Annotated in this window: 24 protein-coding genes; 5 read left to right on the top strand and 19 right to left on the bottom strand. The window is 50.3% G+C overall.

Going from position 1 to position 21,525, the window contains the following annotated elements; all coding sequences use genetic code 11:
- Positions 1-195 precede the first annotated feature (195 nt).
- Positions 196-354, top strand: coding sequence for a YqzM family protein (locus H8B09_RS01885; protein WP_191201780.1), 159 nt, complete (start codon positions 196-198; stop codon positions 352-354).
- 53 nt (positions 355-407) lie between these two features.
- Here H8B09_RS01885 and thpR read toward each other — a convergent pair whose 3' ends face one another.
- From thpR to H8B09_RS01835, 10 genes are all read right to left on the bottom strand, one after another.
- Positions 408-1,016, bottom strand: a complete 609-nt coding sequence (gene thpR / locus H8B09_RS01880; RefSeq protein ID WP_191201779.1) for an RNA 2',3'-cyclic phosphodiesterase — start codon at positions 1,014-1,016, stop codon at positions 408-410.
- 128 nt (positions 1,017-1,144) lie between these two features.
- On the bottom strand, positions 1,145-2,068 hold the full coding sequence (locus H8B09_RS01875) for a hypothetical protein (RefSeq protein ID WP_191201778.1): 924 nt from the start codon (positions 2,066-2,068) through the stop codon (positions 1,145-1,147).
- A 231-nt stretch (positions 2,069-2,299) separates the two neighbouring features.
- Positions 2,300-2,554 carry a YezD family protein gene (locus tag H8B09_RS01870; RefSeq protein WP_191201777.1) on the bottom strand — a complete coding sequence of 85 codons (255 nt, stop codon included), beginning with the start codon at positions 2,552-2,554 and terminating at the stop codon, positions 2,300-2,302.
- The gene (gene cysW / locus H8B09_RS01865; protein ID WP_191201776.1) at positions 2,539-3,411 is read right to left on the bottom strand and encodes a sulfate ABC transporter permease subunit CysW; all 873 of its coding nucleotides are present in this window, start codon (positions 3,409-3,411) and stop codon (positions 2,539-2,541) included. Before cysW ends, H8B09_RS01870 begins: the two co-directional genes overlap by 16 nt.
- Before the next feature lie 29 nt (positions 3,412-3,440).
- The gene (gene cysT, locus H8B09_RS01860) at positions 3,441-4,274 is read right to left on the bottom strand and encodes a sulfate ABC transporter permease subunit CysT (protein ID WP_191201775.1); all 834 of its coding nucleotides are present in this window, start codon (positions 4,272-4,274) and stop codon (positions 3,441-3,443) included.
- Positions 4,275-4,317: 43 nt separating this feature from the next.
- Positions 4,318-5,427, bottom strand: a complete 1,110-nt coding sequence (locus H8B09_RS01855) for a sulfate ABC transporter substrate-binding protein (RefSeq protein WP_191201774.1) — start codon at positions 5,425-5,427, stop codon at positions 4,318-4,320.
- 235 nt (positions 5,428-5,662) lie between these two features.
- Entirely contained in the window at positions 5,663-6,418 is a 756-nt protein-coding gene (locus H8B09_RS01850) for a YjgB family protein (protein WP_191201773.1), read from the bottom strand.
- 171 nt (positions 6,419-6,589) lie between these two features.
- Complete coding sequence (gene dnaI / locus H8B09_RS01845) at positions 6,590-7,543, bottom strand: primosomal protein DnaI (protein WP_191201772.1); 954 nt, start codon at positions 7,541-7,543, stop codon at positions 6,590-6,592.
- A 36-nt stretch (positions 7,544-7,579) separates the two neighbouring features.
- Positions 7,580-9,118, bottom strand: coding sequence for a DnaD domain protein (locus tag H8B09_RS01840; protein WP_191201771.1), 1,539 nt, complete (start codon positions 9,116-9,118; stop codon positions 7,580-7,582).
- A gap of 163 nt (positions 9,119-9,281) precedes the next feature.
- Entirely contained in the window at positions 9,282-9,569 is a 288-nt protein-coding gene (locus H8B09_RS01835; protein WP_191201770.1) for a YuiB family protein, read from the bottom strand.
- A 234-nt stretch (positions 9,570-9,803) separates the two neighbouring features.
- Between H8B09_RS01835 and hemQ the strand changes: the two genes are divergently transcribed.
- Positions 9,804-10,550, top strand: coding sequence for a hydrogen peroxide-dependent heme synthase (hemQ, locus tag H8B09_RS01830; RefSeq protein ID WP_191201769.1), 747 nt, complete (start codon positions 9,804-9,806; stop codon positions 10,548-10,550).
- Positions 10,551-10,620: 70 nt separating this feature from the next.
- On the opposite strand, the gene H8B09_RS01825 is transcribed toward hemQ, so the two are convergent.
- The 3 genes from H8B09_RS01825 to H8B09_RS01815 all read right to left on the bottom strand — a co-directional run bounded on the left by H8B09_RS01825 (position 10,621) and on the right by H8B09_RS01815 (position 13,959).
- Positions 10,621-12,339, bottom strand: coding sequence for a methyl-accepting chemotaxis protein (locus H8B09_RS01825; RefSeq protein WP_191201768.1), 1,719 nt, complete (start codon positions 12,337-12,339; stop codon positions 10,621-10,623).
- Positions 12,340-12,472: 133 nt separating this feature from the next.
- Positions 12,473-12,754, bottom strand: a complete 282-nt coding sequence (locus H8B09_RS01820) for a hypothetical protein (protein ID WP_191201767.1) — start codon at positions 12,752-12,754, stop codon at positions 12,473-12,475.
- Complete coding sequence (locus tag H8B09_RS01815; protein WP_191201766.1) at positions 12,754-13,959, bottom strand: NAD(P)/FAD-dependent oxidoreductase; 1,206 nt, start codon at positions 13,957-13,959, stop codon at positions 12,754-12,756. Before H8B09_RS01815 ends, H8B09_RS01820 begins: the two co-directional genes overlap by 1 nt.
- 456 nt (positions 13,960-14,415) lie before the next feature.
- Here H8B09_RS01815 and H8B09_RS01810 point away from each other — a divergent pair, with 456 nt between their 5' ends.
- From H8B09_RS01810 to H8B09_RS01800, 3 genes are all read left to right on the top strand, one after another.
- Positions 14,416-15,426 (top strand): NAD(P)/FAD-dependent oxidoreductase, encoded by a 1,011-nt coding sequence (locus H8B09_RS01810; protein WP_191201765.1) that lies wholly within the window; start codon positions 14,416-14,418, stop codon positions 15,424-15,426.
- Between the two features lie 320 nt (positions 15,427-15,746).
- Complete coding sequence (locus H8B09_RS01805) at positions 15,747-15,926, top strand: hypothetical protein (protein WP_191201764.1); 180 nt, start codon at positions 15,747-15,749, stop codon at positions 15,924-15,926.
- 321 nt (positions 15,927-16,247) lie between these two features.
- Entirely contained in the window at positions 16,248-16,493 is a 246-nt protein-coding gene (locus H8B09_RS01800) for a hypothetical protein (protein ID WP_191201763.1), read from the top strand.
- Between the two features lie 31 nt (positions 16,494-16,524).
- On the opposite strand, the gene H8B09_RS01795 is transcribed toward H8B09_RS01800, so the two are convergent.
- The 6 genes from H8B09_RS01795 to erpA form a co-directional block, all read right to left on the bottom strand.
- Complete coding sequence (locus H8B09_RS01795) at positions 16,525-16,668, bottom strand: sporulation histidine kinase inhibitor Sda (RefSeq protein WP_191201762.1); 144 nt, start codon at positions 16,666-16,668, stop codon at positions 16,525-16,527.
- A 296-nt stretch (positions 16,669-16,964) separates the two neighbouring features.
- Positions 16,965-17,636, bottom strand: coding sequence for a YheC/YheD family protein (locus H8B09_RS01790; RefSeq protein WP_191201761.1), 672 nt, complete (start codon positions 17,634-17,636; stop codon positions 16,965-16,967).
- A 192-nt stretch (positions 17,637-17,828) separates the two neighbouring features.
- Positions 17,829-18,917, bottom strand: a complete 1,089-nt coding sequence (locus tag H8B09_RS01785; protein WP_191201760.1) for an FAD-dependent monooxygenase — start codon at positions 18,915-18,917, stop codon at positions 17,829-17,831.
- 85 nt (positions 18,918-19,002) lie between these two features.
- Positions 19,003-19,539 carry an SEC-C metal-binding domain-containing protein gene (locus H8B09_RS01780; RefSeq protein WP_191201759.1) on the bottom strand — a complete coding sequence of 179 codons (537 nt, stop codon included), beginning with the start codon at positions 19,537-19,539 and terminating at the stop codon, positions 19,003-19,005.
- 845 nt (positions 19,540-20,384) lie between these two features.
- A complete protein-coding gene (locus H8B09_RS01775) occupies positions 20,385-20,840 on the bottom strand; it encodes a hypothetical protein (protein ID WP_191201758.1) in 456 nt (151 codons plus the stop codon).
- Between the two features lie 171 nt (positions 20,841-21,011).
- Positions 21,012-21,371 (bottom strand): iron-sulfur cluster insertion protein ErpA, encoded by a 360-nt coding sequence (gene erpA, locus H8B09_RS01770; RefSeq protein WP_191201757.1) that lies wholly within the window; start codon positions 21,369-21,371, stop codon positions 21,012-21,014.
- Between the last annotated feature and the right edge of the window lie 154 nt (positions 21,372-21,525).

Here is a 21,525-nt window from a genome sequence, read left to right as displayed (position 1 = left end):
CATGCATGAATTCGGGCGCAATGCGCCATCCTGTCTATTGTAGCATACGATTGACCGAAGGTTTGTCTGGTTTTTGCTTCATGTTTAGCAAGTACGGTTTTCGTACTTTTTGAACCACCTCTTTACAATTGTTTACGTGGTTGGTTATACTACAACTATATATTTATGGTAACGTACGAGGGGGATTTGAAAGCGATGAACAACACGCAATATGCAGCGGAAGACCCGCGCGCACACGTGAACCAAGAGCCGCGCGATGACCTGAAGGACGTCGTATTCGGCTTTGGCGGTATGCTTGCATTCATGACCATCGTATTCTTCGGTATGGTCATCATCAAGTTCGTTCAATCCTAGTTGATGAATGTGAAGGCTCCGATCGGCTTACGCCGGTGCGGAGCCTTTTGCATTTATAGCGGATATACACCAATCGCCTCGTACGAAGGCTTCACCCGTGTATTACTTTTATATAACGTAATCGAATCTGCCCGCCAGTTCCACTCTGTGCTAGACACATCTTCCCCAATCGATAATGTCTCCTGTTCAAAAGGCATGGCCCCCGCATAGTTGCGAGCGAGTGTCAGGTGCGGACTGTAAGGCCGCTGCTCTGGCTCAAAACCTACCGTTATCATCGACTCAACAACTGCTTGGTACAATCCGTCAAGCACGGTCCGATCCGCCTCAATGCCTGCCCACAGCACTGAAGGCCTTTCCGGTCGCCCGAACACTCCCAGCCCCTTGACCCCTACATTCAGCCCTGGCCAGCTAATTCGAGAGGCACGCGCGCGCAGAGCAGCATCAATGTCCCTGATACGCTCCTTCGGCACATCGCCGAGAAACTGCAGCGTCACATGCATATCCATCGGATGCACCCAACGCTTGAATGGCAGCTGCTCCTTAATCCGCTCCATCTTCTCCCCGAACGCCTGCTTCATGGACTCAGGCAGCGCCAACGCGATAAACAAACGCTCCTGTTCCTGCAGCTGCGATTGGTCTATGCTCAACTGATTCTCTTTCATCTGGTACGCCTCCAAGCCTCCATGCATGTCTCATCACCCATATTGTACCCGATTCAAGAAACAAACGAACACAAAGAGCCACTCCGCCCATCAGCATGCCGCTGGATGGACAGAATGGCTCTATGCCCTTATGAATCAAATGTTTGCTCTTGTATTAGAGGCTCATCAAGCACTTTGTTATGCCACAACTCCTCCTTCGCTATACGATAGGAAGGTGCTTCGTACCGATAATGATAGTCGATGACACCAAGTACGTCGTTTCCCTTGACACCTGGAATATTCGTAGATGCAATGATTTCATCGACACCGTCCTTATCCGTATCTTCCGCAACGATTTTATAAAACTGTTTATTCGCCATTGCGCTCGGTATATTCAAGCTATCCAGAATCTGGAACAATTTCTCCGATTCATCTTTGTCCACCTCGGAGACATAGGCCTTATAATCAGAGGTAAAGCCGGTAGCATGATCCACCAGATGAATGTTACTATCACCTACATACTTCAGTTCATAATTATTCTCATTACGATATGGCGCCTCGAACAAATTTAACGCAAGTTCGATTTTCTTATCGAGGTAAGTAACGACCACACCTGAGAAATCCCCGCTGTATAAATCGTTTTTATTTCGATTCTGTTCCTCTTCCTCACTGTAAAAAAGAATCAACAGACCTTTGTTGCCATTATTCAGATTTACAGATTTGATTGGGGCAATGCTCGTTAGTTTTCTCGGATTATGGATCTCGAAATGCTGCTCTCCCTCATCGATGCGGATTTTCAACGATAATTTCTGATTCGCATCGTCCCACATCGTATAAGTACTTACCTCCTCCTTACTGCCATCATGATTTAGATCAGCCGAGGTTTCTTCTACTAGAGTATATGGGTCGATCTTCTCTAGATCGGGATCCTTCGTCTCAGTAGAGACAGGTAAGACAGATTCAGAAACGGCAGATCCATGCCGAGCTGCATTCTTATCCGAATGCGACTCACCACAAGCCGTTAATAGGAGCAACGGCAAAACTGCAGTCAAAAGTATCGAAAAACGCTTCATTTCTTCCTCCTAAACACAATAGGAAGCGAGTAAGCACCCCGCTCCCTTTGTGTAATTAATCCCCTTAAGGATTCATTATTAAATAAAGATTACCATTCTTGAAATTGGAATGTAAACTTAATTTTTGTTAAATCTTCCATAAACCTTCATTAAAAAGCCCGGCTACGGCAAACGCAGCAATTGCGTTATTTCCGTTCCGGGCAAGTTGTTTATCTACCGCTGCTGTAATTCTTAACCGTTCGCAACTTTGTTGTTACGCGACGCGGCTTTAAGCGGTTGAGCCGCTTTCTTCTCAGATGTTGCATCCGGTTTCGCCACTGCAGGCGTCACGCCTGCGGAAGGGTCGAAACGTTTGCGCTCCGTCCGGTCGATCTGGACGATGCGCCCGTCATGTACGGTGATGAGCACAGAACCGTATTCCATTCCTTCTAATTGATCCGAGATGCGCTCCTGCCACCATTCATTCAGTTCTACTTGCTTTGCCATTTCGATCCCCTCCACTCAATCAATTTTTTAGCTACCAATGTTATGAGCGCCAGCATGACAAGCAGTGACGCAACAGCGAACGACGCGGAAAACTGATATTCGTTATACAAAATTTCAATATGCAGCGGGAGAGTGTTCGTCTCGCCGCGGATGTGGCCGGAGATGACCGACACCGCACCGAATTCGCCCATTGCCCTCGCGTTGCACAAGATAATACCGTAGAGCAAGCCCCACTTAATATTCGGCAGCGTTACATGCCAGAACAGCTTAAAGCCTTTAGCTCCCAAACTGACTGCAGCTTCTTCCTCCTGTACGCCTTGAGCATCCATCAGCGGAATAAGCTCGCGCGCCACGAATGGGAAAGTGACGAATATCGTCGCCAGAACGATACCCGGCAGTGCGAATACGATCTGAATGCCATGCTCATCGAGCCATGGACCGAGAAACCCTTGAGCGCCAAATAAGAGCACATAGATAAGACCTGATATAACCGGCGATACCGCAAAAGGCAAATCGATCAGCGTAATAAGAAAATTACGGCCGCGGAACTTGAATTTCGTAATGGCCCAAGCTGCCATTATACCGAATACGGTGTTGAGCGGAATCGCGATCAGCGACACGATGAGCGTCAGCTTGAGCGCCGACTTCGCATCCGAATCGGTCAACGCGGCAACGTAAACATCCCACCCTTTCTTCAGCCCCTCGTAGAACACGGTGACGAGAGGCAATACGACCATCAAGGTCAGAAATAAGAGCGCAATGCCTATTAACACGAAACGAACAAAACCAGACTCATTAATATGCTTCGGCCTTACCGATGCTTCTTCCGACAGATGTGCAGTAATCGCTCCAGCCATTGTACAATCCCTCCCCTTCTCCTATTGGTTTAAGCTGATGTCGTCCGTTTACTAATTCTCGACTGCAGGACGTTAATGATCAGCAGCGCAATAAAGGAGAAGACGAGCATGACAAGGGCAATTGCTGTCGCACCAGCGTAGTCGAACTGTTCCAGCTTCGTCATAATGAGCAGCGGCGTAATCTCTGTCCTCAGCGGCATGTTGCCGGAGATAAACACAACCGAGCCATATTCGCCGATACCACGAGCAAACGCAAGCGCGAAGCCCGTCAGCAGCGCCGGCGCAATCTCCGGCAGGATAATGCGGCTGAACGTCCGCCAGCGGTGAGCGCCCAACATGACGGCCGCTTCCTCCGTATCCTTCTCAAGATCCTGTAGAATCGGCTGTACCGTCCTAACGACGAAGGGAAGTCCGATGAAAACAAGTGCGATCGTAATCCCTAGCGGCGTGAACGCAACCTTAATCCCGAGCGGTTCCAGCTTTGAACCAATCAAGCCATTCTGCGCATAGATCGTCGTCAATGCGATACCCGCAACCGCTGTTGGCAGTGCAAAAGGCAAATCAACGAGGCTGTCGACGATGGACTTGCCCGGGAACTTATAACGTACAAGCACCCAAGCGATCAACAGTCCGAACACGGCGTTAATGCCTGCTGCGGACAATGCAGTGAGGAAACTAATCTTGTACGCCGCAATAACACGCGTATTCCAGATCGTATGCCAGAAGTCCGACCATCCCATTCCGGCGGTCTTGATGAACACGCCGGAGAGCGGGATGAGGACGATGACGCTCAAGTAGAAGATCGTATAGCCGAGTGATAAACCGAATCCCGGAAGAACCCGGCGGATAGCGGAACCTTTCATGTGAAGTCAGCTCCTTGCAAAATCTGTAAGATCAATGTCATGCTTATTTCCCTGGAACGTAGATTTTATCGAAAATGCCGTTATCAGCAAAATGCTTCTTCTGTGCTTCCTGCCAGCCGCCGAAATCCTTATCGATCGTCAACAGCTCAAGCGATTTGAATTGATCCTTGAACTCATCCGCTACCGATTGCAGACGCGGACGGTAGTAGTTCTGAGCCGCAATGCGTTGGCCTTCTTCCGAATACAAGTATTTCAGATACGCTTCCGATACTTCGCGTGTACCGCGGGAGTCCGCAACTTTATCGACAACAGCGACTGGCGGTTCAGCCAAGATGCTGAGCGATGGGTATACGATTTCGAATTTGTCCGGGCCGAGCTCATTGATGGACAGGAACGCTTCGTTCTCCCAAGCAAGCAGCACGTCGCCAATTCCGCGCTCTACGAACGTCGTCGTGGAGCCGCGTGCGCCGGAGTCGAGCACCGGAACGTTTTTATACAGCTTCTGTACGAACTCTTGCGCCTTCGTTTCATCGTTGTTGTTATGCTTCAGTGCATAACCCCAAGCTGCGAGATAGTTCCAACGTGCACCGCCGGACGTCTTCGGATTCGGTGTAATAACCTCTACGCCATCCTTCACCAGATCATCCCAGTCCTTGATGCCCTTCGGATTGCCTTTGCGAACGAGGAAGACGATCGTCGACGTGTACGGCGAGCTGTTGCTCTCGAACTTGCTCTGCCAGCCTTGATTGATCAGGCCTTTGTTCTGAATCGCATCGATATCATAACCTAGCGCAAGCGTTACGACGTCAGCCTTCAATCCATCGATAACAGCCAAGCTTTGTTTGCCCGAACCGCCGTGCGACTGCTTGATCGTCACCTCTTGGCCCGTCTCTTGCTTCCAATGCGCAGCGAACGCTTTGTTATAAGCTTCATACAGCTCACGAGTTGGATCATACGATACGTTCAGGAGTTCGACCGGCTTAAGCGGCTCTTTCTTCTCCGTATCTGTCGTTTGCTCTGTAGTCGTCGAACCTGTCGATGTCGATTTATCCGTGCTTGCTTTATCTTCTTTATCTTTCGATCCGCAAGCTGTCAGCACCAGTGATACTGCGAGAATAATCGAGAACCATTTCAAAGTAGACCGTTTTGCCATAGATCATGCACCCCTTAAGAAGATTCCAACTAATCCCTACCTGTTTAGTTGGTTATGATTTGATGTTCTGATTCTATCAGGGAACAAATGCCAGTGTCAACGATTAATTTCAATAAATCTGATAAGGATTATAAGATTTAATTATTCAGACGATTCAAGGCATGCAAAAAGCAGGCCTTCAAGCGGCTTTACCACTGCCGTGAAGGTCTGCTTGTAAGTGTTTAAATGCTCGCTGCTAGCGGCTTTTTACGCTTAGCGGCTTATCAGCCTTCGGTGATACGACGCTGACATAATCAAGCGGAATCGCATTATTCGTACGTGTTGGCTTCGGCGTCGTATAAGCGAATTTCAGCTGATATGGTCCTCTTTTGTACAAGAGAATCGTCTTCTTGCCCGATTTGCGCATCGAGAATGGTTTGCCGAGCGTCGAGCGTACCTCTGATGATGTAATCTTCGCGCCATCCTTGATCGGGTCAAGGCCCGTCTCCGAAATACGGATCTCCTTCAGCACGCCGCCTCGGCCGGGGCTGAATGCGATCGTCCCTTTCATCATGCCTGGCATGTACTGATGAAATCCGCCTTCCTTGCGGTTAGGCTCGCCCCAAGCCTTATGCACTTCATCAATTTTCGTTTTTCCCACCGCAAAATTGTCCGCGTTCACCATCTGCCCCTGCTTCGCAAGCTCGCTGATCCGTTCAATGAACTGATGGTGAATTTGCTTATTCGTCGGTTCGCTCGTTTGATAGCTGCGGCTTCGGCTGACGATATTCGTAGGCGGAGTCGACTGATACGCATTCATATTAATCCGATGCGCTGTTTTCCCCTTGGAATGAACCGTATTTGGACTTGGCCCTTTGATCGACTGCGCCGTGGAATGCTTCTGCGGCTCATTAGGCTTTACGTTCTCACCGCATGCCGATAGCATTAGTGCGACCGACGCTGCCACAGCCGTCTTCACAATCTTATGTTTGCTTATACGATGTACCTGCATTGGACCGGCTCCTTTATCGCATTTGTTATGCGTAACCCGTCCTTAGTATGAACATAATTGAACCGTTTCCCTCACGATTCGCAATGTCGGTTGCTGCCAGCAGACACCAAAAAAGCCAGGCGAAGAACATATCAGTGTCCCTCGCCTGGCTCGATTATAGGAATAACTTTATTAGCGTTTCCGCTTATTGGTACCTGTCACACGAACGACGTCCACATAAGATCGAATTCGCTCCATAATCCGCTCGCCCTTATGACGGTCGTCGCCTTCCTTGCTCGTAAAGCTAAAATGCTGCTCCAGTGCTTCGAGATCAAGGTTCGATGTGTAGAACGTAGGCTTCCGCTGCATCCGATAGTTCAGAATGCCGCCCATCACATGATCGCGCACCCAAGGACTTAAATTCTCGGCCCCGATATCGTCGAAAATAAGCAGGTCGGTCTCCTTCATCATGTCGACCGTTTCCTTCAGCTTGCCTGGCTCATGCATCATCGCCTTCAAATCTTCTACGAAGTCCGGCATGTACACGATCACGCCGGAATAGCCCGCCTTCGCAAGCTCATGCAGCAGATAGCACATAAGGAATGTCTTCCCGGTGCCGAAATGGCCTTCCAGATATAAACCGGAAGTCTGCAGCCCCTGCTCTTTGGTCCGGTCGATATACTCCAGCAGATGTCCGACAGCTTCCATTCGGCCTAAGTCATTCGTTAGAATCTCATCGGCCGAATAGCCGTTACGCAGCGCCGTCTCGTCGATGTAGAAGCTTCGGACACGGCTGCGGATTTGCTCTTCATTCTGACGGGCAATAAACTTCTTGCAGGAAACCTTACGATCATATAGACGCACTTCGCCGTTCACGTTGTCACAAGAAAGCATCGTATAATGGCCCTCGAAATCATTGGGGCACAGATCAAGCCCTGGACACCGCTCGCAATTGCGGTATTCCTTCACATATTGATAGAACCGATTCAGATTAAGACGGATCGTATTGGTGTCCAGCTCTGGGTTCTTCGCCCGGAACCGCTCCACGAGCGGGTCCGCAAGCAGCTCGTCCATTAATTCAGCGGAACGCCGCAGGGCTTCGTTCCCCATTGGCGTTCTTTTTAGCAATTCGCCAAGCGATTCCATACTGATTCATCATCTCCATCGTCGCCGTCAATGTTCTTATTTCTTACCATCCAGCTTTCGCGCTAACCGCCGCAGCTCCTCCAGCTTCTCAGCTGACGGTGCGCCGCTCTGCTCTTGCGCTTGTACAATCGGAATCGCCGGTTTCCGCGCCGCTCCTGCCCCGGCTCGGCCTCTTCCGCGTCCGCCCCCAGCTCCGCCTGCGCGCGAAGGCGCCGCTGCGCCAACCTGCTGCTGGCGTGCCTTGTCCGCTTCCAATTGCTGCTGTTCACGCACATAACCGACTGCCTTCTCGAACGTATCGATACCTTTCAACAACATGTTGGAGGCAACCGCCTCGATGAATGTTTTGGTAACGCGCTGTGAATCATTCGTTCCAATAACATAATGAATAAGTACGTTAATAACAGAAGGAGGAAGCTTATAATTCAGATCGATTCGCTCGAAAGTCCGATCGATCCATTCAGGAACGGCCCCAGGGAAATAGCGCTGTAAGAACCGGGTATGCGGCTCATTGCGCATAAGCATATTGTACTGAGGCACATCACAACGCCCTTCGAGCTGCTTCGGCACCGGCATAAACAACTCCTCCGGCACGCCGAACTCATCTTCTTCATCCTGATCGACCGATTCGTCTGAAGCAGACATCATGTTCGATCTAGCCGTTATGCGCTGTCGGTCCGCTTCGCGTTTCTTATCTTGTCGGTACATCTGGTTCGCTCGCAGCTGAAGCTCGTCCACCAGCAGTTCCCCTTGCGAGGTGAATACGCCATCCTCATCGAGCAACCGGCAAATATCCGCCGCTCCGATATTGTATTTGTAAGCAACATAATTAAGTTGTGCCATCGTATCGTCGTCGCCGCGCAGCCGCTCGACATACTTGCGATTGGCCGCCCCGCGCGGGAATCGCATCAACAGCTCGCCAACGGTGAGGCCTGCCGTTTCGGACGGCGGCGGCTTCGGTACCGATGGCTGTCGAGATGGCGCTACCTCGCTGAGCGCCTGCTCCAACTCATCATCGACCTTTGAAGTGTTAAGACGGAACAGCTCGTAGAATGGCACCGAAACATTTTCCTTATTCCAACGCGCTTCTGCCAGCTCGTCCGGTTCCTTGCTGTTAAACGATTCACGAAGCGCGATAACGGCATATTTGCCGATCTGATCCCGAAGCAGCAGCGCCAGATGCTGATTGCGGAAAAATTCTTCCGGAGACAGCGGTGCCAGCAGCTCGTATTCATAAACATAATCATCATTGTCCGGCACAGCAAGGCGAGATGTCTGCAGCAGACCTACCGCTTCCAACCGAGACGTATCGTTCAGCAGTCTCTTCCGTCCGTCCTCATTCATCTGCAGTCCAAGCGCCAGAAACAGCATCCGATGCGGCTCAACCGACGAATAGCCAGTCCGTCCTTCCATAACGCCGTGGTACAGCAATTGATAGAGACCGATCGCTGAAGCGCCAATCATTGGCTGATAAATAAGCGAGAGCATCCGCATATCCAGCGGACTTAGCGAAAAGCCGCGAAATGTGTAGTATCGGTGGTGTTCCGTAAACTGCATCAAATGACCGATGCGCATTGCATCCACCCCATCCGTTCTATGTTTCCTCTCATTCTATCACAAATGATGTGCCGCTTGGCAGATGTCGAAAAATGAAAAAACCTCCATCATGACCTCACGATAGGTAAAAAAAATTCCCCCGATGTACACATCAGGGGAATCCATAAGCATTTGTAATGATTTAGAACATTTTGTACCCGCCGCGGCGAAGCGCTTGAATCGTCCAACCGCTCACATACGCACCTACAAGTGCCGTAATCGCAGGCAGCACATCTACGAATGTGAAGGATGTGAAGTTGTCGCTGAACGAAATGCTCTTATCCCATGTTCCCCAGATCATAAGCGGCAGCAGCACGATAATGAACAAATAAATAGGGAACCAGGTCGTCTTCATAAGCATATTCAGAATGAACCCGATGCCGAACATCATTATAAAGAACAGCACCATTGCCACAATCAATTGAACCATATGCCGTCTAACTCCTTTACTCTCCGTGAACGGACGTACGTAACGTCCATATTCTAGTACATATCGTTTTTATTCTAATGAAAGCGTGTCCTTAAGTCAATTTACTATGATCAAATGTCACAAGTCCGCCATTTGCCGTCGACTATTCGTTACGCTACAATGAAAACAATGAAAGGCAATGCGAAGATGAATCATGCGATTGCAACAAATAGATAGCAGCGGAGGTTATGAACAATGAGTGAAGCAGCACAAACATTAGAGGGCTGGTACGCCCTTCACGATTTTCGTTCTATCGACTGGCAGGCTTGGAAAGCAGCAAGCGCTGCGGAGCGCGCTGCAGCAGCGGACGAGTTCCAATCGTTCCTCGCCGCTTGGGAGCAAACAGGCGAGCAGAAGCAAGGCAGTACTGCATTCTATTCGATCGTCGGCCAGAAAGCCGATTTCGTTATTATGCATCTGCGCGAGACGCTTGAAGAGCTCAACGAGCTGGAAACGGTATTCAACAAGTCGGCGTTCGCCGCTTTCACGAAGTCAACGTACTCGTACGTCAGCATCGTAGAGCTTAGCAACTACATGGGACAACCTGGCGTCGACCCTCTGCAAATTCCTGAAGTTGTTGCACGTCTGAAGCCAGCGCTGCCGAAGTCGAAGCATATTTGCTTCTACCCGATGAACAAGCGCCGCGACGGCGGCGACAACTGGTACATGCTCAGCATGGACGACCGCAAAGGCATGATGCGCAGCCACGGCATGATCGGCCGTCAATACGCTGGCAAAGTGAAACAGATCATTACCGGTTCCGTTGGCTTCGACAACTGGGAATGGGGCGTTACGCTGTTCGCAGACGATGCGCTTCAATTCAAGAAGCTCGTGTACGAAATGCGTTTCGACGAAGTAAGCGCACGTTTCGGTGAATTCGGCGACTTCTACGTCGGCAATCTGCTGGATGCAGAGAAACTGGCTAAACTGCTATCTGTATAAAAGATAAGAGGACGGGGGCATGTTGCCCACGTCCTCTTATTTATTACGGCTGACTCATCGGAACTGTTCCTTATGCTTTGAACTTCGCTATCATATCCGTCACCTGATTCGCCATGCCAGAGAGCGATTCCGATGAGGCGAAAATCTGGCGCATCGACGCAGACTGCTCCTCTGCCGATGCCGTGACGCGGGCAAATTGCTGCGATGCATGCTGTATGCTGCTCGCAAGCTCCGCTCCAGCAGCATTAGCCTCCTTCGAGCCTGCTGCCATTCGCGCAGCTACGCTAGACAGCTCGTCCATCTGCAACGACACCTTGCCAATCTCTTCTATAATGGATTCAAACGACAGCTCCGCCCGGCGTGCAATGATTAGCCCTTGCTCTGCCTCTTGATTCCCAGTGTTGACCGATTCAACGATACGCTCAATGCGTCCCAGCATCTCGGTAATCAGCTCCGCAACAACGCGTGACGATTCTTCCGATTGCACAGCCAGCTTGCGCACTTGCTCGGCGACAACGGCGAAGCCGCGGCCTTCCTCTCCTGCTCTAGCCGCCTCAATCGCAGCGTTGAGTGACAGCAGATTCGTCTGTGAAGCGATCGACCCGATCATCTCCATGACCGAGCGGATTTGATCCGAGCGCTCCGACAGCTTCTCTACATCTTCCTTCATCAACGCAGTGTTGCGATGAATCGACTCCATCTGTGTGAGCGCCTGTTGAACCGACTGACCACCTGCTGCTGCCTCTGCTGCTGTGTCATGGGATGCTGCTGCCACTACATTCGCAGCGCTTGCGATCCGCTGCACGGAGTTGTCCGTCTCCATGATCGCCGACATGACCTCCTCCGAGCGACTGGTCTGTCTAACGCTCTCGGCTTCGGTTACGCGGATTAAGTCTGCAATCTGATCCGCATTATACTGCGTATGCTCTGCGCTTGCCGTCAGCTCCTGCGACGCAGAGTGCAGCTGTGTAGCATTATCGTTCAAGCGGGATATCATTACCCTTAGATCGTCCACCATCGATTGGAAGGCGCCTGCCAGCCTGCCTGTCTCGTCGTTGCCGCCTGCTGTTACACGCACGGTCAGATCCCCCTGCTGCACGCGCGACATCTCATGCGTCAGCCGTTTCAAAGGGCCAACAAGACGCTTCGCGAATAGCATCGTGAAGGTGAGCGAGATGACCAGAACGCCGATTCCTATAATAAGCGCCGTCGCCCGGTTGCGCTTCATAAGCGCATACACATCCGTCGCATCAAAGTCCGCCCCAACTACGCCAATCATATCGCCTGCTTCGTTACGAATCGGAATATAGGCCGTAACGGTTGCCCCATACTCTTCATCATCGGTCAGCTCACCAACGATTGACCGCTTATCATCAAATGCCTGAACAAGACCTTGGAACTGCTCCTCTTCCACCTCGCCAAGCGCAGATACATCCTCCGTCCGATCAAGTGGCGCTCCGTCCACCATGTAATAATATTCTGATTGTCCATCCTTCACATTTCTGCCCATTGTGTATAGATATTTCAGTCCGTATGCCTGCTTCATTTCATCTAACTTCACACGAAGCTCCGCATAATACCCATCTGTGCCGCTCTCCGGCGTCAGCGCCTCGTACTTCGTTGTATCAATTATACTGGCAGCATGCTCGGCAATGGTCTGTGCTTGTGTTCCAAGCGAATGCACAACAAGCCGCTGCGCATCATTCACAATGGTGAATCCTAGCACCGCGGCGGAAATCGTAATAATAACGGAGAATACAAGTACGATGCGTGTCTGTAAGCTGTTCATCCATGAAACCCCTTCCAAGGTATGTGCGCACAAAAAGAGCGCTCGCCCTACAACATAACAAAGTCATGCTGTAGGCGAGCGCTCTTGATGTATCGTTACAAGTTGTTGTGATCATTACAGGTTGTTATGATCGTCAGTCATCGTCTTCGTTATCGAGTTCCGCAAGCTCCGCAGCAAGCTGCTGACGGCGCTTCTCTTCCAAATACTCGGCTGTTGCCCGGTCTCGCTCGCGGCCTTTATCCTTCAGCCGTTCGATGGCAGGCATAATGAGCAGATCCACTTCCTTCTGGACATGATAGGCCAGATCGTAGCGATCATTGGATTCAAGAAAGGAACCAACTTCCATAAGCGAATTATATCGATCGAGCTCGTCTCTTGTCAATAAACCTCGAACTTGCACACTGCAATGCCGCATTATAGGAATTTGCCTTTACGGAACACAAGCGGCAAACCGCCGATAATGAACAGGTAACGGATATCGATCAACTTCTTCAGCCATGCTGCAACGCGGCCTTTGTATTTCTTGCCGAAAGCAATGCCGACAGCTTCGCCCTTACCAAGCGATGCAACCGTCCCTTTGTTGCTGAACGCGAAGTTTTTCAACGGCTGATTACGAATGGAGGCAACCAAGTTGTGTGCGCACACTACGCCTTGCTGCATCGCAATTTGGGCCGTTGGCGGATATGGGCGACCTTCAGGATTGAACATAAGCGAGTTATCGCCTACTACATAGACATGATCGCTGCCTGGCACGCGCAGCTGGTCGTCAACCTTCACGCGGCCGCGCATCGTTTCGAAGCCCGCTTCCTCAATCAAGCGGTTGCCGCGAACGCCGCCGGACCAGATAACGGTCTGCGAACGGATCTCTTCTTGTGGATCTTCGCCCTTCTGAACGACAACGCCGTCTTGGGAGCACGACTTGATCGCCGTACCGATCTTGAACGTAACGCCCTTCTTCGTCAGGACGTTCATCGCGTACTCGACAAGCTCCGGATCGAAGCCCGGAAGCGCAGACGGGCCCGCCTCGACGTTGTAAATCTTCACCAGGTTCGGGTCGACGTCAAACTCTTTGCACAGCTCCGGAATACGGTCTGCAAGCTCGCCAACGAACTCGATGCCCGTGAAGCCTGCGCCGCCAATAACGAACGTCAAATAGTCCGTGCGATGCGGCTCGCGCTTGAAGCGCGCGAATTGATATTCAATATGCTCGCGGATCAGGCGAACGGAGTTAATGCTGCGAATATTCATGGCATGCTCAAGCAGGCCTGGAATACCGAATGTTTCCGGCTCCCCGCCAAGGCCAATAACCAAGTAGTCATACGACAATGTGCCATCCTCGAGAATGACTTTCTTATCTTGAGGGCGGATTTGAACAACCGTAGATTTGACGAAATCAATTTTGAATTCATCGATCAGCTTCGAAATGCTGACGCGGGCATTCTCTGGATTGTCCGTACCAGCGGCTGGCATATGCAAATGCGTAGTAATGTAATGATAATCGTGCTTATTCACGAGCGTCACGTCTGCTTCATTATAATTAAGCTGCTTCTGCAGACGAAGTGCCGTCAGTACGCCACCATAGCCAGCGCCTAAAATGACGATTTTCGGAATATTGCTCATGATTTGTCCCATCCTATCCGTTTGTTTATATGTGTATTTATAGAAGTCTCATCCACTTGTAGGTGATCGATAACCTTATTCTATGTGAAAAATTACACAAGGCTAAAATGAAAAGATACTGTAAGCCCCGTCTCTTCTAAAAAAGTTGTCCGTTGCTTAGTCGACAGAGAATGTCGAACGTAATATTCATGAAGAATGATACATAGTTTTCATTAAAAGTTCAATGGTTAAATATACGAAAATGTTCGTCATAAGTTCCAATCGGCTGGTTCCTGATAAAGCATTGAAGCGCTATAATGAGAACATAATGTCGGCCATAATCGGCCTCCATTTCTTAATGGCAGGACGGCTGAATCCCTTTACTTAAGCGTATGCTCAAGCAGCGTCTTTTGCCCATGTTGATCTTGAATCTTCTTGCCTTATCGCTGTATGCATTCAAATTTCAGGAGGTGCACCATGTCCAATCCATCACAACTGCAACCCGACGCGTCAGTAACGGATATTATCGTGATCGGAGGCGGTCCTACAGGGATGTTCGCCGCGTTCTACTGCGGGATGCGTCAAGCCTCGGTCAAGATTATTGAAAGTATGCCCCAACTTGGCGGTCAACTGGCAGCACTTTATCCGGAAAAGTATATTTATGATGTAGCCGGATTCCCAAAGGTAACAGCAGGCGAGCTCGTTCATCAGCTGCAGGAACAGATGAAGCTGTTCGATGCTGAAGTATGCCTGGAAGAGAAAGTGACGCAGGTAATCAAACACGACGAGCGATTGTTCGAAGTACAGACCGATACAACGGTCCACTTCGCCAAGTCCGTCATCATTACAGCCGGTGTCGGCGCATTCGAGCCAAGAAGACTGGAGTTGCCTGAAGCAGCGCAATACGAGAAGCGCAATCTTCACTACTTTGTGAGTGACCTCCAGCAATTCGCTGGCAAGAACGTCGTCATAAGCGGCGGCGGTGATTCCGCAGTCGATTGGGCGCTCATGCTGGAGCCGATCGCCGCAAGCGTTACGCTTGTCCATCGGCGCGATAAATTCAGAGCTCATGAACATAGTGTAGACAATTTATATAAATCAAGCGTTCGGCTTGCAACCTCCAATGAGATTGTTTCCCTTCAAGGGACAGATGCCATTGAACGCATTACACTCGAGCACGTCAAAACAAAGGAACAACAAGAGCTAGACGTCGACGCCGTCATCATCAACTTCGGCTTCATCTCTTCGCTAGGTCCTATTGCAGAGTGGGGACTTGAAATCGAAGGCGGTTCGATTGTGGTCGACTCCCGGATGGAGACGAGCGTCCCTGGTATATTTGCAGCAGGCGACATTGCGACCTATCCCGGCAAGTTGAAGCTGATTGCTGTTGGTTTCGGCGAAGCCCCCACAGCGGTGAACAATGCTAAAGTATATATCGACCCGAACGCGAAGCTGTCGCCGGGTCATAGCAGCAACATGAAATTATAGATTTCCCGCATCCCCCTAAATCCCCCTTCCCCAAGGAAGGGGGACCCCAAAGGGCTCCCGCCCTCTGGACACCGGAAGTTTTCGCATATGCGCGCCCGGGTGGACAGAGAGTAGGGAGTCGCTTTTGTCCAATCTCTTACATTCCCATTCCTCGGAATAGGAATGGGAATGTAAGAGATTGGACACGCTCTACGTTGGCGGATGTGAGTGCCGTTAATATTGGGCGAGTTCGAACGTATGGCGTCGGTGCGTGCTGACGTGTTTGCGCAAGATTGGGATTGGGCACTCGCAAGGCACGTGCAATTTAGGATTTGGAGTGTATGCTCCGTAGTCGACGATGGTTCCCTGCGGGAACGGCCATCGTCGAAGAGCGTGAGAGTAGCGCTGACGAAGTGGACGATGGTTCCCTGCGGGAACGGCCATCGTCGAAGAGCGTGAGAGTAGCGCTGACGAAGTGGACGATGGTTCCCTGCGGGAACAGCCATCGTCGAAGAGCGTGAGAGTAGCGCTGACGAAGTCGACGATGGTTCCCTACGGGAACGGCCATCGTCGAAGAGCGTGAGAGTAGCGCTGACGAAGTCGACGATGGTTCCCTGCTGGAACAGCCATCGTCGAAGAGCGTGAGAGTAGCGCTGACGAAGTGGACGATGGTTCCCTGTGGGAACGGCCATCGTCGAAAAGCGTGAGAGCGATGACTGGCGAAGAGACGATGGTTCCCTGCGGGAACGTTATTCTAATCGTATGTAAGAAAATAGGGTATCCTACCTTGAAAATGAACCTTGCACGCCAGACGGGTGTAAGTACTCAAGGAGGGTACCCTTATGTTATTGTGCGCAGTATGCAATGGCATCCGAGTGCTTGATCTCGTCTGCCCTGCTTGTTCCGACGCTGCTGAAGACTACGGCAGAGTTAGTGATTGGAACGGACCTTACGCGCCCTATGAACCGATTCAAATCGAAGAAGAATATGCAGCAGCTACTCAAACAGAGGACGTACTTGTATGCCGTCATTCAGCTTATTGCTCGCATTGCTCCTATTCGTTCGTCGTTGATGTCGTGATGGAGTGATTCTTCAAGCGAAGCTTTCCTTCTGGCCGCTCTACGCTCCTATGCGGTAGCTGTCTGGGTTGATCCCTCTGCGTTCCATCTCATTGAGGAGCAATCGTATAAACTCGGATTCGAGATGTAATTGTACCGCCATATAATATGAATCAACCAACAGGTCATCAGACAGCAGCTCCATGTCCCACACTCCTTTCCACTTGTTTCCGTTTTTCCTAACCCATCTTAGCATGGGCCTATTAACGGAACAAGCGTTCCGAATATCCACAATATCGTGTGGACAGCGTGTGTACAAGATGTGGGAAAACAGCAAATTACAAGCAGTAGCCAAGGCTAATATGTGGATACTATTATTCACAGCCTTGGGACAGCCATTTTAGATAAAAAACTTTAATCATCGCCAATTGGTATAATTAACGTTTTGTATCATAGAATAATGGTTTGTGCTCCAAAATGAAGCAGGAAACGCGCACCCGCTTATTGCGGGCGCGTATTCACCTCGAAGATCCAGATTTTGCCGTTCTTATCAATGCCATAATCGAAGCCAAGGTGTCCGATGCCCGGGAATTTCGTCTCAAGCACCCGCGTTGCCGTCACCGTCAGCGTACGCATTTCTTGTTTCTTGCTTGCTACCGCACTAGACGACAACGAGCGGCTAATCCCTTGCGCTGCCGTCATCATCGTACCGCCTCTACACAGATTCGTGACGAACAACCCCGGTTTTGCAAGTCGTCCAACCATCGAACGATACACCCATCCTGTATCTGTCTTCACATATTTCACCCGATAGTCGATAGGACGCCCGCCGATCGTTGCAAGCCGAATCCCTTTCTGGATCAAATACGAGCGTTTCTTCTTCGCTCGGCTCAGAGCCGAGTACAGTCTATCGAACGAAGAAGCGTAGCTTCTTTTGGAGTAATACGTATAGGTATAACCGCTTCCTTCCTTCTGTACCTTAATCACACCATGACCGCCCGCTCCGCAAACCGGCTTAATAACGACCATCTCATGCTCATTAAGCATCGACTTCAAATTTTCAGCCGAGTAAATCCGTGTTGGCGGAACATGTGCTGCCAGAAGGGTGTTGCTGAGAAGTGCAGCTGTTTTGACCCATTTGCTAGCCAGCTGTCTGCTATGCGACTCTACCATGGCACTCTTCTCCCTCTTCCAAACGTTATACACTATCATATGTCGGATAGATAGGAGTCTCTTGGATGAATGACGCTCGAGAAGAGCCTGTTTTACTAGTTGATAGAACGGGACAATAGAAGGATAATGACATACGCTGGACATAATAAAACCGGCAAGCACTAGGCTGCCGGTTACGCTTATTTCATTCCATTATAGGCCGAACTGCCCAGAGAACGTTCGCTCCATCTCGAGCTGCTTATCCTGCAGCGCTTCGGTTGGCTGCCGATTCGTACGCTCGAATTCCGCAAGCCGAGCCGCGCTCGTATTTCCTTCAGCCAGCGCTTCACCCAATACATTCGCTAGTGTATCCGCATCATTGAGCGCGCAGTTCAGTCCGAAAGCGCCTGTCGGGCTCATCGTATGCGCCGCATCTCCCATAATGACGAAGCCATCCCGCACCCAGCTGTCCGCTCTGCTGCTGTGTACCTTGAGCAGGACAAAATCGCTCCATGATTGAAGATTCGCTCGTGCCGTCGTTTCCAAGTCAGGATAAGCCTCAACTAGCGCATCGATCAGATCATCGATCGGCTTCTTCTTCATCTCTGCGTACATCCCTTCAGGAATGCTCCAACCGATCTGAATATAGCCGCCCTGCTGAGTGAATAAAGCGAGCTGAGCATCCTGCGCCAGCGTCATTCGAATGATCGGCTCCCAGCCCTCAGGTGATGGAATGCGTGCCCAGAGCAGATCATAACCGTGACTTAGCACATCTGTCGGAATACCCGCGAGCTTGCGTACGGTGGAATAACGTCCATCTGCGCCTACCGTGATGCGGCTGCGGACCGTAATGGTCTCACTGCCATGGCGTCCGCTGACACCTTGGACAGTGCCGTGATCATCCTTCAGCAGTTGAGTAACAGTCACGCCCGTAAGCAGCTTGGCATTAGGGTTAGCCTCCAGCCGATCGAACAGCACCTGCAGCAAATGTTTCTGCGGCATATGAATGCCAACATGCACATGGCCTTCATCAGGGATGACGGTTCGAATCAACTCTCCGTTCTCCATATACTCAATGCGCTCCAGAAGCAGCATGCCGAGCCGCGCTACTTCCTCCAGCACATGATGTTTGTTCAATATGCGCTCTCCATCTTCATTGACCAGCTCGCCCCGAAACTCCTTGAACACACTGGCGTGCCGCTCAAGCACAACGACTGATAAGCCCGCTTCCGCTAACAGTACGGCAAGCAGGGCGCCGCCAGGTCCTGCGCCTACGATACATACATCTGACTGTAGATCCATGATTCATCGCCACCCGTTTCTCATCATGTCCATCGTCCGTCACTACCATACGGCAGGTTGATGCGCCACTTTGCCTATTGCTATTCTATGCCAATGCGACTTCCGGGATCTTCGGTGTGGCAGCGTCTGCAGCACGATCTTCGAAGAATGCCGCAAGTTCACGGTAGCGCTTGGACAACGTCGTGGGGGAGACACCGTATTTGGCTGCAAGCCCCTTCTGGGTAGCAGACAGACCGTGTGCTTCGCTCATCAAATACTCGATGGCCGCGCAATAAACTTCCGGCTTCGTATACGCTGGCGCCGTCTCATCTGCGTAACAGTGCCATACCCATACTGCTCGAACGATAATCGATGGTTCCGTTCCGTGCATATGCTCAACGAGCAGTTCCGCAAGTTGCTGGTCTTCCGTACGCTTCCATGGAAGCTCACGAATCCATTTGATCATGCTTTCTGCCGTAACAGGTACTGCATTCTGACCTGCCGAAGAAGCAGCCTTCTTATTCCCTTCTACCGTCTGCCGTCCTTGTTGCTGATCCTTATCCAGACAACAGCGCTTATACTTAAGACCGCTGCCGCATGGACAGCTTTCATTGCGTCCAATCTTGTTCGATACTTGAATCAATTCCAATTCACTCCTAACTTCTTTCCTTACAAACGTCTATTATAACGTAAAATAAGCCTGGATGCTTCCTTCAATTCGCCAATCCCCCTCGGATTGCTATTTAGCGGGAATAATCGGATCATCTGATGGATGCTGATTGGGTAATAGCACTTCAATATTTTTATGGATTGACCATGAATAATTGACGTCCCTGCGAACCATAATACTAAACGACGGTGCGAATGAGAGGTGTGGCTCCATTGGACCCATTAATGGTACAAGGACTGCAGGAGACATTTAGTTGATCACGAAGCCTAGGAAGCGAGGGGTTGTGTCGCAGAGTATCTCTGATTCACACACGCTTTAACAAGCGTTACCCGAGTAACAACGCAAAGTGTTGATGAGAATGAACTCAATTTCTAACCACCGTCAGAGAGGCCCGAGAGGGCCTCTTTTCTATTCGATATAACTTGCCAATTTACGAACTCGCAACAATATATAAGCGATCACCGCGAATTTCTCGCAACGATGTTAAGAAATGATGAATAGATCAATCGCCTTCAGTCCATAATACTAAACGACGGTGCGAATGAGAGGTGTGGCTCCATTGGACCCATTAATGGTACAAGGACTGCAGGAGACATTTAGTTGATCACGAAGCCTAGGAAGCGAGGGGTTGTGTCGCAGAGTTTCTCTGATTTCACACACGCTTTAACAAGCGTTACCCGAGTAACAACGCAAAGTGTTGATGAGAATGAACTCAATTTCTAACCACCGTCGGAAGGAAGCCTGTAAAAAGGGCTTCCTTTTAACGTTGTATAACAAACAAAAAGCCGCATTAAAGCGACTTTTGTATACGTATGAATTTAGGTCGTGCCAGCCGATGCTGAGCCGTTGAACACTGCAGGTCCCATCAACAAAATATCTGAATCTGAACTGATAAATAAGCTGTAGCGGATTTGTCCGACTTCAACCACGCTTGCTGGCGGAAAATCTCCTGCAACAACGCTAATTGGGGGATTGTCAAACGAACCGCCCCCGAGAAAGAGCGTATCCGTATAAATGACGATCCCTGTACCTGCCGTGCCCGTTCCGTTACGTTCAATAGTCAATGTGACATTGGCGGTGTTTTCAGCCCCTATGTCGACCCCAGCTACTCCTGTTAACGCAATACGAACAAGACCGCTATTACCCGCTGGAGCCGCTGCAACCGTCTGAAGTCCGATGTCGCCAATCAATAACGGCGTCGTCGTAATTGGCTCTGCCCCAGCGCTGTTATTTCGATGCACAGACAGACGCTCGTCCAGAAACTGTATAGCCAAGCTAACCCCTCCTTGCTGCTAAACTATTCTATTATATGTAGCAGCTAATAGAGTTGAACCAGGCCAACGTATAAAATGATAGACTCAGAACAAACAAAAGCTCCTGCGCCTCATGTACGGACCCGTACAAGAAACGCAGGAGCTTTATTGCTGACATTGTTTATTTAATCATTAGCAAGGATCTGCCGCAGGGTTGCCCGCTTCCTTCGCTGTACGGAAGCTTGAACCACAACCGCATGTTGCGGATGCGTTCGGATTGAAGATGGTGAAGCCGCCGCTCATGCCTTCTTCTTTCCAGTCGATCTCGAGACCATTCAGATATTTGATGCTGTTGTTATCCACGACAACCTTCAGACCATTCGCGTCCAACTCCTGATCGTCCTCATGACGCTCATCGTCGAAGCCCATACCATAGGAGAAGCCGCTGCAGCCGCCTTCCTTCACGCCGACGCGCAGGAAGAGATTCGGCGTTTCCTCCGCTTCGAGCATTTCTTTTATTTTATCGATAGCCGCATCGGATACATTAATCACGGCAATCCCTCCTCAAGATTAGAATCATTATTATGGATTTGCCTTTAGTATACTCCGTTTGCACCGTGTGCTCAAGGGTACGATTATCCCGCTTCGGACAGGCGTTTGTGAAGCTTGTCACTTTGCTTCAGTCATCCAACCTATTATTTACCCA

It is taken from the genome of Paenibacillus terricola, assembly GCF_014779765.1.
GTDB lineage: Bacteria > Bacillota > Bacilli > Paenibacillales > Paenibacillaceae > Paenibacillus_T > Paenibacillus_T terricola.
The sequence above is the reverse complement of the archived record's forward strand: the minus strand, read 5'-3'. Positions and strand labels throughout refer to the sequence as shown.

Coding starts and splice junctions, on each gene's coding strand:
- dnaI (WP_191201772.1), bottom strand. CDS start 7,543: ATGGAATCGCTTGGCGAATTGCTAAAAAGAACGCCAATGGGGAACGAA.
- H8B09_RS01850 (WP_191201773.1), bottom strand. CDS start 6,418: ATGCAGGTACATCGTATAAGCAAACATAAGATTGTGAAGACGGCTGTG.
- H8B09_RS01875 (WP_191201778.1), bottom strand. CDS start 2,068: ATGAAGCGTTTTTCGATACTTTTGACTGCAGTTTTGCCGTTGCTCCTA.
- thpR (WP_191201779.1), bottom strand. CDS start 1,016: ATGAAAGAGAATCAGTTGAGCATAGACCAATCGCAGCTGCAGGAACAG.
- H8B09_RS01815 (WP_191201766.1), bottom strand. CDS start 13,959: ATGAGCAATATTCCGAAAATCGTCATTTTAGGCGCTGGCTATGGTGGC.
- H8B09_RS01800 (WP_191201763.1), top strand. CDS start 16,248: ATGTTATTGTGCGCAGTATGCAATGGCATCCGAGTGCTTGATCTCGTC.
- H8B09_RS01790 (WP_191201761.1), bottom strand. CDS start 17,636: ATGGTAGAGTCGCATAGCAGACAGCTGGCTAGCAAATGGGTCAAAACA.
- hemQ (WP_191201769.1), top strand. CDS start 9,804: ATGAGTGAAGCAGCACAAACATTAGAGGGCTGGTACGCCCTTCACGAT.
- H8B09_RS01820 (WP_191201767.1), bottom strand. CDS start 12,754: ATGCGGCATTGCAGTGTGCAAGTTCGAGGTTTATTGACAAGAGACGAG.
- cysT (WP_191201775.1), bottom strand. CDS start 4,274: ATGAAAGGTTCCGCTATCCGCCGGGTTCTTCCGGGATTCGGTTTATCA.
- H8B09_RS01835 (WP_191201770.1), bottom strand. CDS start 9,569: ATGGTTCAATTGATTGTGGCAATGGTGCTGTTCTTTATAATGATGTTC.
- H8B09_RS01785 (WP_191201760.1), bottom strand. CDS start 18,917: ATGGATCTACAGTCAGATGTATGTATCGTAGGCGCAGGACCTGGCGGC.
- H8B09_RS01795 (WP_191201762.1), bottom strand. CDS start 16,668: ATGGAGCTGCTGTCTGATGACCTGTTGGTTGATTCATATTATATGGCG.
- H8B09_RS01810 (WP_191201765.1), top strand. CDS start 14,416: ATGTCCAATCCATCACAACTGCAACCCGACGCGTCAGTAACGGATATT.
- H8B09_RS01885 (WP_191201780.1), top strand. CDS start 196: ATGAACAACACGCAATATGCAGCGGAAGACCCGCGCGCACACGTGAAC.
- H8B09_RS01805 (WP_191201764.1), top strand. CDS start 15,747: ATGCTCCGTAGTCGACGATGGTTCCCTGCGGGAACGGCCATCGTCGAA.
- H8B09_RS01840 (WP_191201771.1), bottom strand. CDS start 9,118: ATGCGCATCGGTCATTTGATGCAGTTTACGGAACACCACCGATACTAC.
- H8B09_RS01855 (WP_191201774.1), bottom strand. CDS start 5,427: ATGGCAAAACGGTCTACTTTGAAATGGTTCTCGATTATTCTCGCAGTA.
- H8B09_RS01825 (WP_191201768.1), bottom strand. CDS start 12,339: ATGAACAGCTTACAGACACGCATCGTACTTGTATTCTCCGTTATTATT.
- H8B09_RS01870 (WP_191201777.1), bottom strand. CDS start 2,554: ATGGCAAAGCAAGTAGAACTGAATGAATGGTGGCAGGAGCGCATCTCG.
- cysW (WP_191201776.1), bottom strand. CDS start 3,411: ATGGCTGGAGCGATTACTGCACATCTGTCGGAAGAAGCATCGGTAAGG.